Genomic DNA, 14,048 nt, shown 5'->3' with positions numbered 1-14,048 from the left:
GGTCCGACTCGATGGAACGAATCCATGGCTCCGCGGATCCGTGTGAAGGGAGCGGCTGGATCAGGCTCGCCAGTCCGCCAGCAGCCGGTCCCCGAGCCTGTCCTCCAGACAGGAGGTCGCGGTGACACCGAAGGCGATGTCGGATGCCAGCTCCGGTTCGTCGTCGAGCAGCCCGCCGATGACGTCACGGCGCACCACTTGCTCGTGGACCGCATCGGCTTCGACGTGTTCCGTGTAGAAGAACTCCGCGGCCGCCCCCGCACCCGTTCTTTTCATGGCGTGGGCCAGACGGCGGGAAGCGGGTGAGGAGGTGATCTCGACAGCGGCGAAATGCCCCACCAGTGCCCCGCGCAGCCGCCGGTGCAGGCCGAAGAGCGACATCAGGTTCACCAGGGCCAGCATCTCCGCGCAACCGTCGTCCAGATACCGGCCGTACGTGCTGTCGAGACCCAGATCGTCCATCAGGTCGGCGAAGAGCTGTGCGTGGACGCGGTCGGCACGTCCGCCTCCGAACTCGTCGTACTCGATCGCGGCCATGCCTGCCTTGGCCCGTCCGCTCAGCCGTGGCAGCACCCAGGCGTGCGGGTCGGCCTCCTTGAGGTGGTAGAGGGAGCGCTGCACCGCGTAGGCCCGCATGTGCCGCAGCTCGCCTTGGTCCTGCAGAAACCAGGAGATCCCGGTCCCGCGGACCGGTTCCACCAGCAGCCCGGCCAGTACATCGTCGAGATCGGCCGTTCCTGCGGCGTCACGGCGCAGCGCCGCGAGGAAACGGTCCTCCAGCTCGGCGCGTACGGTGAGCAGACCCGGATGCCACTCCAGCTCGGGTCGCACACCGGCGAAGCCCCGGTAGTGCAGCTCGTAGCAGACGTACAGAGCCAGATGCAGGTCCTCGCCGTACGGATCGGTGTCCCCGGCGGAGCCGGGATCCGGCAGAGGCGCGTCACCGCGCAGAAAGCCGATCACGCCCGCCGACACCGGGCCACGCGTTCGCGGAAGAGAAGGTCCAGTGCGTTGATCGGACATGGGCACCTCCTGCCCCGTCATCCACGGAAACCACACACGCATCATGATCGACTGTACGCCGGAGGTCCCGCCGCAGCCTTCCGGCGCATGCCGGGCCCGCCGGTCAGGCAGACAATCGGGGAAGGAGCGGGAACCCGTCCCGCTCGAAGGAGCACGTATGTGCGCTGACCGGGACCTCCACGGCGGCGATCCGCCGGACGGTGACGCCGCGTACGAAGTGGACCGCAAGGTCCAGGACGCGCTGGACCGGCTGACGCTGCTGATCAACGCTGCGGAGGCACTGGCCAGCACCCTGGACGAGGAGACCGGCCTGCGCCGGCTGTGCCACACACTCGTACCCGGGCTCGCCGACTGGTGCGCCGTCGACCTGGTGGACCGGCGGGGCCGATTGCGCAGGATCGTCGTCGAGCACCGCGACGCGGACCGTCTCTCGCCAGGTCTGTACGAGGGACTCCTCCCGCCGACCGAGGGCTCCGCCGCGGCTGCGGCACGAGCCCTGCAGGGCGCCGGCCCGATACTCCTGACGGAGTTCCTCCCGCCGCACAGTGCCGCCGACCCGCTGCACGCGCGCGAACTCGAACTCTTCGACCACATGACGGCCGACACCGCAGTGATCGCTCCGCTGCGGGCGCGCCGTCAGGTGCTGGGCGTCATCACGCTCGTACGGACCACGACGGAGGCCCGGCTCGACGAGGACGTGCTCTCCCTCGTCGAGGACCTCGCCCATCGGGTCGCTCTGGCCGTCGACAACTCACGCCTGCACTTCGAGGCCCAGCACACCGCCGAACGCCTCCAACGCTCGCTCCTGCCCGACCTGCCGGCCGATGGGGCCGTGGAGCTCGCCGCCCGGTACCAGTCGGCTGTCGCGACGGCTCAGGTCGGTGGTGACTGGTACGACGCGTTCCTGCTGCCCGAAGGCGCCACCACGCTGATCATCGGAGATGTGGCGGGCCACGACCTGCGCTCCGCGGTGACCATGAGCCAGATGCGCAACATGCTGCGGGGCATCGCCTGCGACCGCAAGGAGCCGCCCGGCAAGATCCTGGCGCGGCTGGACGCGGCCACCCACATCCTCTACCCCCAACAGACGCTGACGTGCATCTACGCCCTAGTCGAGAAACAGTCCCCCGACGAGCCCTGGCAGCTGCACTACGCGGTGGCCGGCCACCCCGAGCCGCTCCTGGTGACCTGGGAGGGCGAGACCCGATTCCTCGACGGCGGGAGGAGCATGATGCTGGGCGTCGACCCGGACGAGCACCGCCCGGACGACACAGAAGTGCTCCCCCCGAACTCGACCGTCCTGCTCTACACCGACGGGCTCGTCGAGCGCCGCGACGAAATGCTGGACCGGGGCCTTGCCCGACTGCGCCAGCACGCCGCGGCACTGGCGCGCGAGCCCCTGGAGACCTTCTGCGACGAGCTGCTCAACGGACTCGCGACGGCCGGTACGGATGACGTGGCCCTGATCGCGGTCCGTATCGCCGCACCTGCCGCCGGCCCCGCCACCGCCACCGCGGAATGACGGGACCGTCAGCCGGGTCCCTCCCCCCGTGTCCACTCCAACAGCCGGTCCGCCGTCCATGAGGTGATGACACGGTCGGCCGGGACCCCGCACTCCTCCGCCCGCGCACAGCCGTAGATCTGCCAGTCCAGCTGGCCCGGCGCATGGGCGTCCGTATCGATGGAGAAGAGGGCTCCGGAGGCGACCGCCCGCCTGAGCAGGCTGCGTGGGGGATCGAGTCGTTCGGGCCGGCAGTTGATCTCGACCGCCGTCCCCGCTTCCGCGCACGCCGCGAAGACCTCGTCGGCATCGAACTCCGACTGCGGGCGCGTCCGCCCGCCCACGAGACGCCCCGTGCAGTGACCGAGTACATCCGCGTGCGGATCGCGTACCGCCGCGAGCAGCCGCTTCGTCATCTCCGCCGCTCCCATGCGCAGCTTCGAATGGACCGAGACGACGACCACGTCCAGACGTTCCAGGAGCTCGGGTTCCTGGTCGAGGGAGCCGTCCTGCAGGATGTCGCACTCGATGCCCGTGAGCAGACGGAAGGGTGCCCACTGCTCGTTCAGCTCCGCGACCACGTCCAGCTGACGGCGAAGACGCTCCGGAGACAACCCGTTGGCCACGGTCAGCCTGGGGGAGTGGTCGGTGAGCACGGTCCACTCGTGGCCGAGCTCCGCCGCGGTCCTGCCCATCTCCGCGATCGGACTCCCACCGTCGGACCAGTCGGAGTGCGTATGGCAGTCGCCACGCAGGGCCGCGAGCAACGACTCACCCCCCTGGGCGAGCGGCTCCGAGGCTTCCTTTTCGAGCCGTTCCAGGTACCGGGGTGTCGCACCCGTCATCGACTCCCGGATCACTTCCGCCGTCCGGGGGCCGATTCCGCGCACCGACTCCAGGGAGCCCCGCGCCACCCGGTTCGCGAGCTCGCCCTCGCCCATCGCCGTGACCGCATCGGCAGCCGTGCGGAAGGCCTTCACCCGGTACGTGGCAGCCTGGGACCGCTCCAGCAGGAACGCGATCCGGCGAAGGGCCGTGGACGCCTCCACGGTCAGAGCCCGGCGGTGTGGTCGGGGTGCCCGTGGGTACGCCGGGCTTCCTTCATCTCCGCCTCGTACAGATGCTGCCGCCCGGCCACGAGATCCTGCCGCAGCCGGGCCTCCACCTCCACGAACGGCCGGTAGTAGGTCGTGTTGTACGCCTCGACGACCTGGTAGGTCCAGCAGCCAGGGATGACGTTGCGCCCCAGGATCTCGCGCTCCACCAGGTCGGCATGGGCGGCGTGACCGGCCGTCCGGAGCAGCTCCACAGCCCGGTCCAGGGCGAGGTCCGCGCCACCTGTCAGCTGATGGAAGTCGTACAGGCGGCCCCGTGCCCGCTCCACCGTCTCCAGCGCTTCGGTCAGGGCCCCGAGGGCCTCCACGGTGGTGTCCCCGACGGTCGGCGGGCGCACGTGCCCGTCCTCGGGCCCGCTCTCCTCGTGTGGTTCACGCATGACTACGACTGTGCACCTCCTTCCGCCGACTTCGTCGTGCCGGCGGGCCGAAGGGGTGAGGACTGCGCCCTCGTCGGCCTGCCGCCCAAGATGCGCGGAGCCCTGCTGTCGTGAGACTGGATCCCATGGCAGAGAAACAGCGCACACGTGCCGGGCACGCAAAGAAGGCGGCAGCCTCACGCCCGTCGTCCCGGCGAGGCCCCGAGCATGCCGCCCGTGTTGCCTGTCAGAGCCTGGAAAGGCTCATCGGCCATCCCACGGAGGGGGTGTCCGCCGTGCGGCGGAGCGAGGACGGATGGTGCGTCGTGGTGGATGTGCTGGAAGTCCAGCGCATCCCCGACACGACGAGTCTGCTCGCCTCCTACGAGGTGCAGTTGGACGAGGACGGCGAGCTCTTGGAGTACAGCAGGGTCCGCCGGTACCGACGGGGCGCCGCCGACGAGTGACCCGTGTTGCCCCATCAGCCGGAAGGAAACTCCATGACCACCATGTACGCCGACGAAGTAGCGCCGTGCCCGCCGCGTGCGGGAACCCTCTACGACGTCCTGGAACTCATCCTCGACCGGGGGATGGTCATCGATGTGTTCGTCCGGGTCTCGCTGGTCGGCATCGAGATCCTCAAGATAGACGCCCGCATCGTGATCGCGAGCGTGGACACGTACCTGCGATTCGCCGAGGCCTGCAACCGCCTTGACCTGGAGCGCGACTCGGGCAGCAGGACCGTCCCGGAGCTGTTCGGCATGGGCGCGGCCAAGTCCGTCGGCAAGCACAAGGTGCGCAAGGCCGCGGAGTCCGTCGGAGACAGCGTCCGCAAGGCGGTGGGCGGCGGTGACGACGACGACGATTCGGACGACCAGGAAGAGCAGCACGAGCGGCCCAGGAAGCGCCGGGCGCCCGCCCGTGAAGGTGCGAGCCGACGACGCCGCGCGGAGGCATGAGCGTGACAACGACAACGACCGGCGTGTACGTCTACGCGATCGTCCCGACGGGCGGATCGCTCCCCCGGAAAGCCGCCGGTGTGGGGAGCCCGCCGGCCGCGCTGCGGCTGATCGGCGAAGGGCCGGTCACCGCTGTGGTGAGCGATGCGCCGCCGCAGCTCCGCGCGCGGCGGCGGGACCTCATGGCCCACCAGGACCTGCTCATGGGACTCGCGGACATCGGTCCCGTGCTCCCCATGCGCTTCGGGATGATCGCGGCGGACGAGGACACCGTACGCAGAGAACTGGACGCGTCGCGGGAAGCCCATCTCGCCTCCCTGCGGCACCTCACCGACGGTGTCGAGATCAACCTCAAGGCCCTTCCGGCCCAGGACGCACTCGCGGCGGTCGTGGCCGAGGAGAACCAGGTACGGCGGCTCCGGGAAGAGGTTCGCCGGCGCCCCGGCTACGAGGCGAGTGTCCGGCTCGGGGAGGCCATTGCCACCGCCCTCACGCGCAGGGCCGCGGAGGCCGGCAAGAAGATCGTGCGCACGCTGACGCCCATGGCCCGGGCGGTGGCAGCCGGGCCGGAGGTCCACGGATGCGCGCTGAACGTGTCGTTCCTCGTCGACCGGAGCGACAGCGACCGCTTCCGGGCAGAGGCGCAGACGTTCGCGAACACCCACCGCGCGCTCGTAGAACTCCGGATCGCCGGACCACTGCCCTGCTACAGCTTCGTCACTTCCCGGCCCGCCCGGGCATCGGTGGCGGGGACCTGAGATGGGGCTGATCAGCGGGATCCTCCTGCTTCCTCTCGCACCGGTCCGCGGCGTGATCTGGGTGGCGGAGAAGGTGAACGAACAAGCTGACCGCGAAATGCACGACCCCGGTGTGCTCCGTGCCCAACTGGCCGCGCTGAACCAGGAGCTCGAGGACGGCAACGTCAGCCTGGAGGAGTTCGAACGGGAAGAGGAAGAGCTGCTCGAACGGCTGCACGTCGCTCGGGTCCGCTCCGTGCAGAACGATCGAAGGTGACTGACTCATGGAAGACCAGACCAAGGTGACTCTGGCGGCCGCGGTGGTCGGCGGATATGTGCTCGGCCGTACGAAGAAGGGCCGTCTGGCGATCACCATCGCGACCTATCTTGCGGGCAGGCGGTTCGGTCTGGAGCCACGCCAGCTCGCCGCCGAAGGGATGCGCAGGCTGGGGGAGGTGCCCCAATTCGTCGAGCTGCAGGAGCAGTTGAAGGGCGAGGTCCTCGAGTCGGGCCGAAAGGCCCTGACGGCCGCAGCGGACCGAGGCATGAACACGCTCGCTGATGCGCTCAGCGACCGTACGGCCCGGCTCACGGAACGCGGCGAGGAAGGGGAAGAGGAGGAGTACGAAGAGGAAGAGCCTGAGGCGGAGTACGAGGACGAAGAGGAAGAACCCGAGGGGGAGTACGAGGACGAGTACGAAGACGAAGAACCCGGGGAGGAGGACGAGTTCGAGGAAGAAGAGGAGGAGTTCGAGGAGGAGCCGGACGAGTTCGAGGACGAGTACGAAGACGAAGAACCTGGGGAGGAGGAGGAGTTCGAGGACGAGGACGCCGGAGAAGAGGACGAAGAGGAGCCGGAGCCGAGCAGGTCCCGCGGCTCCCGGCGGCCGTCGAAGCAGGCTCCCGCCAAGAAGCCGGCGGCGAAGAAGGCTCCGGCGAAGAAGGCTCCGGAAAAGAAGGCCCCAGCCAAGCGGGCGCCTGCGAAGAAGGCCGCTCCGGCGAAGAAGGCCGCTGCGAAGAAGACGTCCCCGGCGAAGAAGAGCGCTGCGAAGAAGGCCGCCCCGGCGAAGAAGTCCGCTGCCAAGAAGGCGGCTCCGGCGAAGAAGACAGCCGCGAAGAAGACGTCCCCGGCGAAGAAGTCCGCTGCGGGGACGAAGGCTGCGAAGAAGTCGGCTCCCGCGAAGAAGTCCACGGCCAAGAAGTCGGCACCTGCCAAGAAGTCCACGGCCAAGAAGTCGGCTCCCGCCAAGAAGTCCACGGCCAAGAAGGCCCCGGCCAAGAAAGCCGCGTCATCAAAGCGAGCCGCGTCCAAGCGCACCGAACGGCGGAGGTAGCCAGTCATGGCCAGGACGGACAGAGACGAACCGGAGGCCGAGGAGTCGGGCATGGACCGACTCCGCGGAGAAGCGTCGAACTTTCTCAGCGCGCAGGTGGAGAAACTTACGGAGAAGGCCGGCGGAAAACTGACCGGCCTCACAGGGCAGCTCACGGACATCGCGGAGAACGGGGGATCGCTTCCCGCGATCGGCTCCCGTGTCCTGAAGGGCGAATCGCCGGTGAAGGCGTTCGTTTCGGAGAAGGCCAAGGGCGTCAAGGACAACGTCGTGGACAAGGCGAAGCAAGCCTTCGGCGGAGGAAAGAGCAAGCGCAAATCCAGCGGCAGCAAGATCACGAGCATCATCGAGGTCCTCGATGTGGGTGTGTCCCTGCGGGACGCATATGACTACTGGACGCAGTACGACAAGTTCAGCAGCTTCGCCAAGGGCGTGCGCGACGTCTCGACGAGTGACGAGGTGACCAGCGACTGGAAGGTCAAGGTCGGTCCGTCGTCCCGCAGCTTCAAGGCGACCGTCCAGGAGCAGGTGCCCGACGAGCGGATCGTCTGGACCTCCGAGGGCGCGAAAGGCACTACCCGAGGCGCTGTCAGCTTCCACGAAATCGCTCCGAAGCTGACGCGGATCGTCCTGGTCGTGGAGTACTACCCCTCGGGGTTCTTCGAGAAGACAGGCAACCTGTGGCGCGCCCAGGGGCGCCGTATGAGGCTGGACTTCAAGCACTTCCAGCGGTACGTCACGCTCACCGAGGAAGAGCCCGAGGGCTGGCGCGGCGAGATCCGCGACGGCGAAGTCGTGGAGAGCCACGAAGACGCCGTGGAACGGGAGGAAGCCGAATCCGAGGAGGAAGAGCCCGAGGAGGAGGCCGAGGACGAGGAAGAGGGCGAAGAGGAGGACGAGGAAGAGGGCGAGGAGCCCGAGGACGAGTACGACGACGAGGAAGACGGTGAGTGGGAGGACGAGGAAGAGGAGCCCGAGGAGGAGGAAGAGGAGCCCGAGGAAGAAGAGGAAGAGGAAGAGGAAGAAGAAGAGGAGGAGCCCGAGGAGGAGGCCCCCGCGCCGAAGAAGCACCGAAACCGGAGGCGCAGCCGTGACTGACGCGGACCTCATGCAGGGCGGTTACCAGGTTCCCGGACCTCAGACGACCAACCTCGCCGACATCCTCGAACGCGTTCTCGACAAGGGCATCGTCATCGCCGGCGACATCAAGATCGACCTGCTCGACATCGAGCTGCTCACCATCCGGCTCCGTCTGTTCGTGGCGTCCGTGGACACCGCGAAGAAGGCCGGCATCGACTGGTGGGAGACGGATCCGGCGCTGAGCTCGCACGCCGCCCGCAATGCGCTCCAGGACGAGAACCGCGAACTTCGCGAACGCCTGGAGGCACTCGAGTCGAAGGCGGACGAACTACCGGCGGGGCACGACGCAGCGGCCAGGCACTGAGCAAGGAGAACCGAGGCACATGACGGAGTCGGGAGCCGGATCTTCGGACGGCAACGCCATCTACGTATTCGCTGTTTGCGGGGCCCCGGTCCAGGCCGCGGTCGCGCATCTGCCGGGCGTCGCTGCGGACGCACCGGTACGCACCCTGCCGTTCGGAGAGCTGACGGCCGTCGTCCAGACCGTTCGCGCCGCCGAATTCTCCGACGAATCCTGGCAGGCACGCCTGTCCGACACGGTCGAGCTCGAACGCTACGCACGGGCGCATCACCACATCGTGACGGCCGCCGCAGCGGCCTGCCCCACCGTTCCATTGCCGCTGGCCACCCTCTACCACGACGAGGAGCGGGCCAGGCTGGCGCTCACCGGTGAGGCCGGGCGCTTCCGTGCCGCGCTCGCCCGAACCGCGGACCACTCGGAATGGGGGGTCAAGGTCTATGCGGCGGAACGCCCCGCGCAGGACACCGAACGCCCCGCGGAGGACGTGGACAGCACTCCGCGCCGTGCGGCCGTGCCCGCCGACCGGGCCCGTCCGGCTCCGGGAGCGGGCCTTGCCTATCTGGACCGCAAACGGGGAATGCAGGCCCGGCGCGAACAGCGACAGGAAGAGGCTCTCCGCATGGCGGAAACGGTGGACGCGGAATTCCAGAAGGTGGCGGCGGCTGCCCGCAGGCTGCGGCCGCACAGCCCCGAACTGGCCGGCGATCACCGGGTCCAGGTGCTCAACGCGACGTATCTGGTCGCGGAACGCCGGTCGGGCGAGTTGGAGACGCTGACGAGGACGCTCCAGGACAGCACCGGCGCGCAGATCGAGCTGTCGGGGCCCTGGGTTCCCTACTCCTTCGTCGGCGAGGTGTAGCGGATGGTGCACGACGTCGTGCCCTGGAACAATCCCGAACCGCTGACCGGCCCCATCGGCGTACCGCTCGTCGACCTGCTGGACCGGTTGCTGGCAACCGGTGTGGTGGTCAGTGGAGACCTGGTGATCGCGATCGCCGACGTCCCGCTCGTACGGCTGTCGCTCCATGCCCTGCTGTCGTCCGTCAACGAGCGGATCCCGTCACCCTGGGCCGACGGAGGTCCGCTGTGACCGCCTCCAGGGTCGACGTGGATTCGGACCAGCTCGGGCACGACCTCGTCGCTCTCGTTCTGACCGTGGTGGAACTGCTGAGGCAGTTGATGGAGCGCCAGGCCATTCGCCGCATCGATCAGGGGGACCTCACCGATCGGCAGGTCGACGAGATCGGGACCACGCTCATGCTGCTCGACCAGCGCATGACCGAATTGTGCGAGCAGCACGGCGTGCGGCCCGAGGACCTCAACCTCGACCTGGGGCCGCTGGGGACACTCCTGCCGCGTAGTTGACGGGTTCAGACGGTCAAGAGCGTCTTGACCATCCCGTCCTTCTTCTCCTGGAAGGTGCGGTACGCCTGCGGCCCCTCCGCCAGGGGCAGCCGGTGTGTGGCGAAACTGTCGACGCCCAAGGGGTCGGAATCCTCGAGCAGCGGGAGGATGTCGTCCACCCAGTGCCTCACATTGGCCTGGCCCATGCGCAGCTGGACCTGCTTGTCGAACAGGGTCATCATCGGCACGGGATCGATCGCACCTCCGTAGACACCGACGACGGAGACGGTCCCGCCGCGGCGCACGGCGTCGACGGCCGTGTGGAAGGCGGCCATGCTGTCGAGGCCGGCATGCTCCATGACCTTGGCGCCCAGTGCGTCGGGCAACCGTGCCGTGATCCGTTGGGCTCCCCTGGCGAAGGGCGCTCCGTGCGCCTCCATACCGACGGCCTCGATGACGGCGTCCGTGCCGCGTCCGTGGGTGAGGCGGCGGATCTCGTCCGCCACGTTGTCGTGCTCCCTCAGGTCCAGGGCGATGACGCCACGTGCGCGCGACCTGGCCAGCCGCTCCGGCACCAGGTCCACGCCGATGACTTGCTCCACACCCTGATGGAGGGCGATCCGCGTAGCCATGTCACCGATCGGGCCGAGGCCGAGAACCGTCAGGCTTCCGCCCGGCGGCACATCGGCGTACGCGACCGCCTGCCACGCGGTCGGCAGCACGTCCGACAGGTAGACGAAGCGGTCGTCCGGCGGGCCGTGGGGCACTTTGACGGGCAAGGTGTTGCCGAAGGGGACACGGAGCAGTTCCGCCTGGCCGCCCGGTATCTGCCCGTACAGCTTTGAGAACCCGAAGAGTGACGCCCCCGTACCGCGCTCCCGCACCTGCGTGGTCTCGCACTGCGAGTGCAGGCCCTTTTCACACATCCAGCACGTACCGCACGAGACGTTGAAAGGGACCACGACGCGGTCGCCGACCGAAACCGCGGTGACCGCCGGGCCGACCTCTTCGACGATTCCCATCGGTTCGTGGCCAAGAATGTCGCCGGCATCGAGATAGGGGCCGAGGACCTCGTACAGATGCAGATCGGACCCGCAGATGCCCGTAGATGTAATGCGCACGATGATGTCCGTGGGATCCATGATCTTCGGATCAGGCATCGTCTCGATGCGTACGTCGCGCTTCCCTTGCCAGGTGAGTGCCTTCATCGTTGCCTTCTCTCCCTGGTACGCAGGGATACGGCGCACCACGTAGGAATGGCCCCCTCCCTGTATACGCTGCCGGCGAATGGATGGCGCATCGGAGTGAAAGTGCGTTGTGGGCATTGCGGTCACCGCAGGCATATGCTCAAAAGTGCCCCCATTTCGAGCTGTGGGCCGTACGTGCGGAGGAAACGATGATCATTATTGGAGCAATTCTCCTCATCCTCGGCCTGGTGACCGGGCTGGGCGTCCTGTGGACCATCGGCATCATCCTGCTGGTCATCGGGGTCGCTCTGTGGCTCCTGGGGTCCTTGGGTCATGCGGTCGGCGGCCGCAACCACTACTGGTGAGCTCCTGGCTGCGTGTCCCGGCTGGTTTGAACCACGCGCTGCCGGGCAGAGCCCCAAGTGGCGCGGGAGCGCTCCCACGCCGGTGAATCCCCCCACTCCCGAAGGTGGAGATCGAACATGAATTGTCATGATCGCGTCAAGTTAGACACCTGGGTGCTTCGCCTGGGCGGCGTGTTCGTCGCCACGCTGCTGTGCCTGCTCCCCTGGACCGGGACGGCGAACGCCCACGGTTCCGTGATCGACCCGGCTTCCCGCAACTACGGTTGCTGGCTTCGCTGGGGCAGTGACTTCCAGAACCCTGCCATGGCGCAGGAAGACCCCATGTGCTGGCAGGCGTGGCAGGCCGACCCGAACGCCATGTGGAACTGGAACGGGCTGTACCGCAACGGCTCGGGCGGCAACTTCCCGGCAGCGGTGCCCGACGGCCAGCTGTGCAGCGGCGGCCGGACCGAGAGCGGCCGCTACAACTCTCTGGACACGGTGGGTGCCTGGAAGACCACGGACATCGCCGGCGACTTCACCGTGAAGCTGTACGACCAGGCCAGCCACGGCGCCGACTACTTCAAGGTCTACGTCACCGAACAGGGCTTCGACCCCGCTACCCAGCCGCTGACCTGGGGCGACCTCCAGCTGGTCGCGGAGACCGGCAGCTACGGCCCCAGCCAGAACTACGAGATCCCGGTGAGCACCTCCGGCCTCAGCGGCCGGCACGTGGTCTACACGATCTGGCAGGCCTCGCACATGGACCAGACGTACTTCCTGTGCAGTGACGTGAACTTCGCCTGACGCCCAACTGGTCCGCCGGATCCCCCTGTCCGGTGGGACCACGCGCGCGGATCCCGCTGTACGGCGGGATCCGCGCCGCCGCCCGCCCGCCGCTGCGAGGGGGGAACGGGTTCGATTGGCGAGGAACGCCCGTTCGGCCTACGGTCGATGGGTGAACGTTTCCGTTCACCAATGGCCCGAACGGGGCCCGTTACCGCTCGAAATGCAGAAATGCTATGACGGAATCACCGGCGAATACCTCGACACTTGCCGAATCCCCGACGCGGGGCCGCGGCAAGGGGATGGCACTGTTCGTCATCGCTTCGTGCCAGCTGATGGTGGTTCTGGACATCACCATCGTCAACATCGCACTTCCCCACATCCAGACCTCGCTGGGCTTCTCGACCGAGAGCCTGTCCTGGGTCATCAACGCCTACACGCTGACCTTCGGCGGACTGCTCCTGCTCGGCGGTCGGCTGGGCGACATCCTCGGGCGCCGGAGAGTCTTCATCTTCGGCGTCCTCCTCTTCGTGTTCGCCTCGCTGCTGGGTGGACTCTCCCAGGATTCCTGGCAGTTGCTCGCAGCCCGTGCGCTGCAGGGCGTCGGCGGTGCGATCGCCTCCCCGACCGCGCTCTCGCTCATCACCACGACCTTCCGTGAAGGACCCGAGCGGAACAGGGCGTTCGGTGTGTTCGCCGCAGTCTCCGCGGGCGGCAGCGCGATCGGGCTGCTGGCGGGCGGAATCCTGGTCGAGTGGCTCGACTGGCGATGGGTCTTCTTCGTCAATGTGCCCATCGGCCTGCTGATCGCCCTTGCGACGCCCCGCTACATCCGGGAGTCCGAACGCCACCCGGGTCACTTCGACGTCCTCGGTGCGCTCACTTCCACCATCGGAATGGTGCTCCTCGTCTACGGCTTCATCCGCGCCTCGGAGGACGGCTGGAGCGACAGCCTGACCATCGGTTCGTTCCTCGCGGCTCTGGTGTTCCTGGGTCTGTTCCTTGCCGTCGAGAGCCGGTCGAAGCAGCCCATCACCCCCTTGAAGATGTTCCGCGACCGCAATCGCGCCGGCACCTACGGAATGATGCTGAGCCTGGCGGCGGCGATGTTCGGCATGTTCTTCTTCCTGACCCTCTTCGTGCAGAACATCCTGGACTTCAGTCCGCTGCAGGCGGGCCTCGCCTTCCTCCCCATCAGCGTGGTCATCGCCATCAGCGCGGGGATCGCTTCGCAACTGCTGCCCAGGTGGGGGCCGAAGCCCTTCATGGTGGTGGGTGCGATCCTGGCGGCTCTGGGACTCGGCTGGCTCACGTTCACCGACATCCACAGCAGCTACCTGGGGAGCATCCTGGGTCCGATGCTGGTCTTCGGCTTCGGCATGGGCATGCAGTTCGTGTCGCTGACGCTGATGGCCGTCTCCGGAGTGGCACCGCGAGAGGCCGGAGCAGCGTCCGGCGTCCTCAACGCCACCCAGCAGGTGGGCGGTTCCCTGGGGCTGTCCATTCTGGTCACGGTCTTCGGTACGGCCAGCCGCAACGAGGCCACCGACCAGGTGCCGAGCTTCCTGGCCGAGTCGACTCCCGCCCAGCAACTGGAGTTCCGCAGGACGGGAGAACTCCCCGCCCCTTGGGGCAACGAGGTGCTGGCTTCAGGAGTCTCCAGCGCGTTCGTCGTCGCCGCGATCATGGCCGTCGTCGCCGCACTGATCGCCCTGTTCGTCATTCAGGTACGCGCCTCCGACCTGGAACGCCTGCGCGGCGGAGCGATGATGCCGGGTGGCGAAGTGACTGGTGAGGAGGCACCCGGGGAGGACCGGCCGGACACTGACACTGCCGCGGGCGCTCCCGCGCCGGTACGGAATCGGGGCGGAGACGCGGACCGCGACCCGGGTGGCTGAGGCGCGACCGAGCAGGTGTG

18 protein-coding genes are annotated in these 14,048 nt (G+C 67.9%); 14 read left to right on the top strand and 4 right to left on the bottom strand.

Going from position 1 to position 14,048, the window contains the following annotated elements:
- Positions 1-60 precede the first annotated feature (60 nt).
- Positions 61-1,023 carry an iron-containing redox enzyme family protein gene (locus tag OG257_RS02515; protein WP_329204376.1) on the bottom strand — a complete coding sequence of 321 codons (963 nt, stop codon included), beginning with the start codon at positions 1,021-1,023 and terminating at the stop codon, positions 61-63.
- 157 nt (positions 1,024-1,180) lie between these two features.
- On the opposite strand from OG257_RS02515, the gene OG257_RS02510 reads away from it, so the two are divergent.
- A complete protein-coding gene (locus OG257_RS02510; RefSeq protein ID WP_329204375.1) occupies positions 1,181-2,545 on the top strand; it encodes a PP2C family protein-serine/threonine phosphatase in 1,365 nt (454 codons plus the stop codon).
- 8 nt (positions 2,546-2,553) lie between these two features.
- Here OG257_RS02510 and OG257_RS02505 read toward each other — a convergent pair whose 3' ends face one another.
- Positions 2,554-3,573, bottom strand: a complete 1,020-nt coding sequence (locus tag OG257_RS02505) for a PHP domain-containing protein (RefSeq protein ID WP_329204374.1) — start codon at positions 3,571-3,573, stop codon at positions 2,554-2,556.
- A 2-nt stretch (positions 3,574-3,575) separates the two neighbouring features.
- Positions 3,576-4,019, bottom strand: coding sequence for a hypothetical protein (locus tag OG257_RS02500; protein WP_329204373.1), 444 nt, complete (start codon positions 4,017-4,019; stop codon positions 3,576-3,578).
- A 125-nt stretch (positions 4,020-4,144) separates the two neighbouring features.
- On the opposite strand from OG257_RS02500, the gene OG257_RS02495 reads away from it, so the two are divergent.
- The 10 genes from OG257_RS02495 to OG257_RS02450 are packed head-to-tail and all read left to right on the top strand — an operon-like array spanning position 4,145 to position 9,834.
- Positions 4,145-4,465, top strand: a complete 321-nt coding sequence (locus OG257_RS02495) for a gas vesicle protein GvpO (RefSeq protein WP_329204372.1) — start codon at positions 4,145-4,147, stop codon at positions 4,463-4,465.
- 33 nt (positions 4,466-4,498) lie between these two features.
- Entirely contained in the window at positions 4,499-4,957 is a 459-nt protein-coding gene (gene gvpJ, locus OG257_RS02490) for a gas vesicle protein GvpJ (protein ID WP_329204371.1), read from the top strand.
- A 2-nt stretch (positions 4,958-4,959) separates the two neighbouring features.
- A complete protein-coding gene (locus tag OG257_RS02485; protein ID WP_329204370.1) occupies positions 4,960-5,715 on the top strand; it encodes a GvpL/GvpF family gas vesicle protein in 756 nt (251 codons plus the stop codon).
- A 1-nt stretch (position 5,716) separates the two neighbouring features.
- Positions 5,717-5,971: a gas vesicle protein GvpG gene (locus OG257_RS02480; RefSeq protein WP_329204369.1), complete on the top strand. Its 255-nt coding sequence runs from the start codon at positions 5,717-5,719 to the stop codon at positions 5,969-5,971.
- Positions 5,972-5,978: 7 nt separating this feature from the next.
- Positions 5,979-7,028, top strand: a complete 1,050-nt coding sequence (locus tag OG257_RS02475; RefSeq protein ID WP_329204368.1) for a histone protein — start codon at positions 5,979-5,981, stop codon at positions 7,026-7,028.
- Positions 7,029-7,034: 6 nt separating this feature from the next.
- On the top strand, positions 7,035-8,126 hold the full coding sequence (locus OG257_RS02470) for an SRPBCC family protein (RefSeq protein WP_329204367.1): 1,092 nt from the start codon (positions 7,035-7,037) through the stop codon (positions 8,124-8,126).
- Positions 8,119-8,472, top strand: coding sequence for a gas vesicle protein (locus OG257_RS02465; protein WP_443054246.1), 354 nt, complete (start codon positions 8,119-8,121; stop codon positions 8,470-8,472). The genes OG257_RS02470 and OG257_RS02465 overlap by 8 nt, the downstream gene beginning before the upstream one ends.
- Positions 8,473-8,491: 19 nt before the next feature.
- Complete coding sequence (locus tag OG257_RS02460) at positions 8,492-9,328, top strand: GvpL/GvpF family gas vesicle protein (RefSeq protein WP_329204366.1); 837 nt, start codon at positions 8,492-8,494, stop codon at positions 9,326-9,328.
- A gap of 3 nt (positions 9,329-9,331) precedes the next feature.
- The gene (locus OG257_RS02455; RefSeq protein WP_329204365.1) at positions 9,332-9,559 is read left to right on the top strand and encodes a gas vesicle protein; all 228 of its coding nucleotides are present in this window, start codon (positions 9,332-9,334) and stop codon (positions 9,557-9,559) included.
- Positions 9,556-9,834: a gas vesicle protein K gene (locus OG257_RS02450; RefSeq protein WP_329204364.1), complete on the top strand. Its 279-nt coding sequence runs from the start codon at positions 9,556-9,558 to the stop codon at positions 9,832-9,834. The genes OG257_RS02455 and OG257_RS02450 overlap by 4 nt, the downstream gene beginning before the upstream one ends.
- A gap of 5 nt (positions 9,835-9,839) precedes the next feature.
- On the opposite strand, the gene OG257_RS02445 is transcribed toward OG257_RS02450, so the two are convergent.
- On the bottom strand, positions 9,840-11,021 hold the full coding sequence (locus OG257_RS02445; protein WP_329204363.1) for an alcohol dehydrogenase catalytic domain-containing protein: 1,182 nt from the start codon (positions 11,019-11,021) through the stop codon (positions 9,840-9,842).
- Positions 11,022-11,209: 188 nt separating this feature from the next.
- On the opposite strand from OG257_RS02445, the gene OG257_RS02440 reads away from it, so the two are divergent.
- From OG257_RS02440 to OG257_RS02430, 3 genes are all read left to right on the top strand, one after another.
- On the top strand, positions 11,210-11,365 hold the full coding sequence (locus OG257_RS02440) for a DUF6131 family protein (RefSeq protein ID WP_329204362.1): 156 nt from the start codon (positions 11,210-11,212) through the stop codon (positions 11,363-11,365).
- A 117-nt stretch (positions 11,366-11,482) separates the two neighbouring features.
- Entirely contained in the window at positions 11,483-12,151 is a 669-nt protein-coding gene (locus OG257_RS02435) for a lytic polysaccharide monooxygenase auxiliary activity family 9 protein (protein WP_329204361.1), read from the top strand.
- Positions 12,152-12,366: 215 nt separating this feature from the next.
- A complete protein-coding gene (locus OG257_RS02430) occupies positions 12,367-14,028 on the top strand; it encodes an MFS transporter (protein ID WP_329204360.1) in 1,662 nt (553 codons plus the stop codon).
- Positions 14,029-14,048: the final 20 nt, after the last annotated feature.

Source organism: Streptomyces sp. NBC_00683 (assembly GCF_036226745.1).
Classification (GTDB): Bacteria; Actinomycetota; Actinomycetes; order Streptomycetales; family Streptomycetaceae; genus Streptomyces.
This window is presented reverse-complemented; position numbering and strand designations above follow the sequence as displayed.

Coding starts and splice junctions, on each gene's coding strand:
- OG257_RS02470 (WP_329204367.1), top strand. CDS start 7,035: ATGGCCAGGACGGACAGAGACGAACCGGAGGCCGAGGAGTCGGGCATG.
- OG257_RS02480 (WP_329204369.1), top strand. CDS start 5,717: ATGGGGCTGATCAGCGGGATCCTCCTGCTTCCTCTCGCACCGGTCCGC.
- OG257_RS02455 (WP_329204365.1), top strand. CDS start 9,332: ATGGTGCACGACGTCGTGCCCTGGAACAATCCCGAACCGCTGACCGGC.
- OG257_RS02430 (WP_329204360.1), top strand. CDS start 12,367: ATGACGGAATCACCGGCGAATACCTCGACACTTGCCGAATCCCCGACG.
- OG257_RS02515 (WP_329204376.1), bottom strand. CDS start 1,023: ATGTCCGATCAACGCACTGGACCTTCTCTTCCGCGAACGCGTGGCCCG.
- OG257_RS02435 (WP_329204361.1), top strand. CDS start 11,483: ATGAATTGTCATGATCGCGTCAAGTTAGACACCTGGGTGCTTCGCCTG.
- gvpJ (WP_329204371.1), top strand. CDS start 4,499: ATGACCACCATGTACGCCGACGAAGTAGCGCCGTGCCCGCCGCGTGCG.
- OG257_RS02475 (WP_329204368.1), top strand. CDS start 5,979: ATGGAAGACCAGACCAAGGTGACTCTGGCGGCCGCGGTGGTCGGCGGA.
- OG257_RS02510 (WP_329204375.1), top strand. CDS start 1,181: ATGTGCGCTGACCGGGACCTCCACGGCGGCGATCCGCCGGACGGTGAC.
- OG257_RS02500 (WP_329204373.1), bottom strand. CDS start 4,019: ATGCGTGAACCACACGAGGAGAGCGGGCCCGAGGACGGGCACGTGCGC.
- OG257_RS02460 (WP_329204366.1), top strand. CDS start 8,492: ATGACGGAGTCGGGAGCCGGATCTTCGGACGGCAACGCCATCTACGTA.
- OG257_RS02445 (WP_329204363.1), bottom strand. CDS start 11,021: ATGAAGGCACTCACCTGGCAAGGGAAGCGCGACGTACGCATCGAGACG.
- OG257_RS02440 (WP_329204362.1), top strand. CDS start 11,210: ATGATCATTATTGGAGCAATTCTCCTCATCCTCGGCCTGGTGACCGGG.
- OG257_RS02495 (WP_329204372.1), top strand. CDS start 4,145: ATGGCAGAGAAACAGCGCACACGTGCCGGGCACGCAAAGAAGGCGGCA.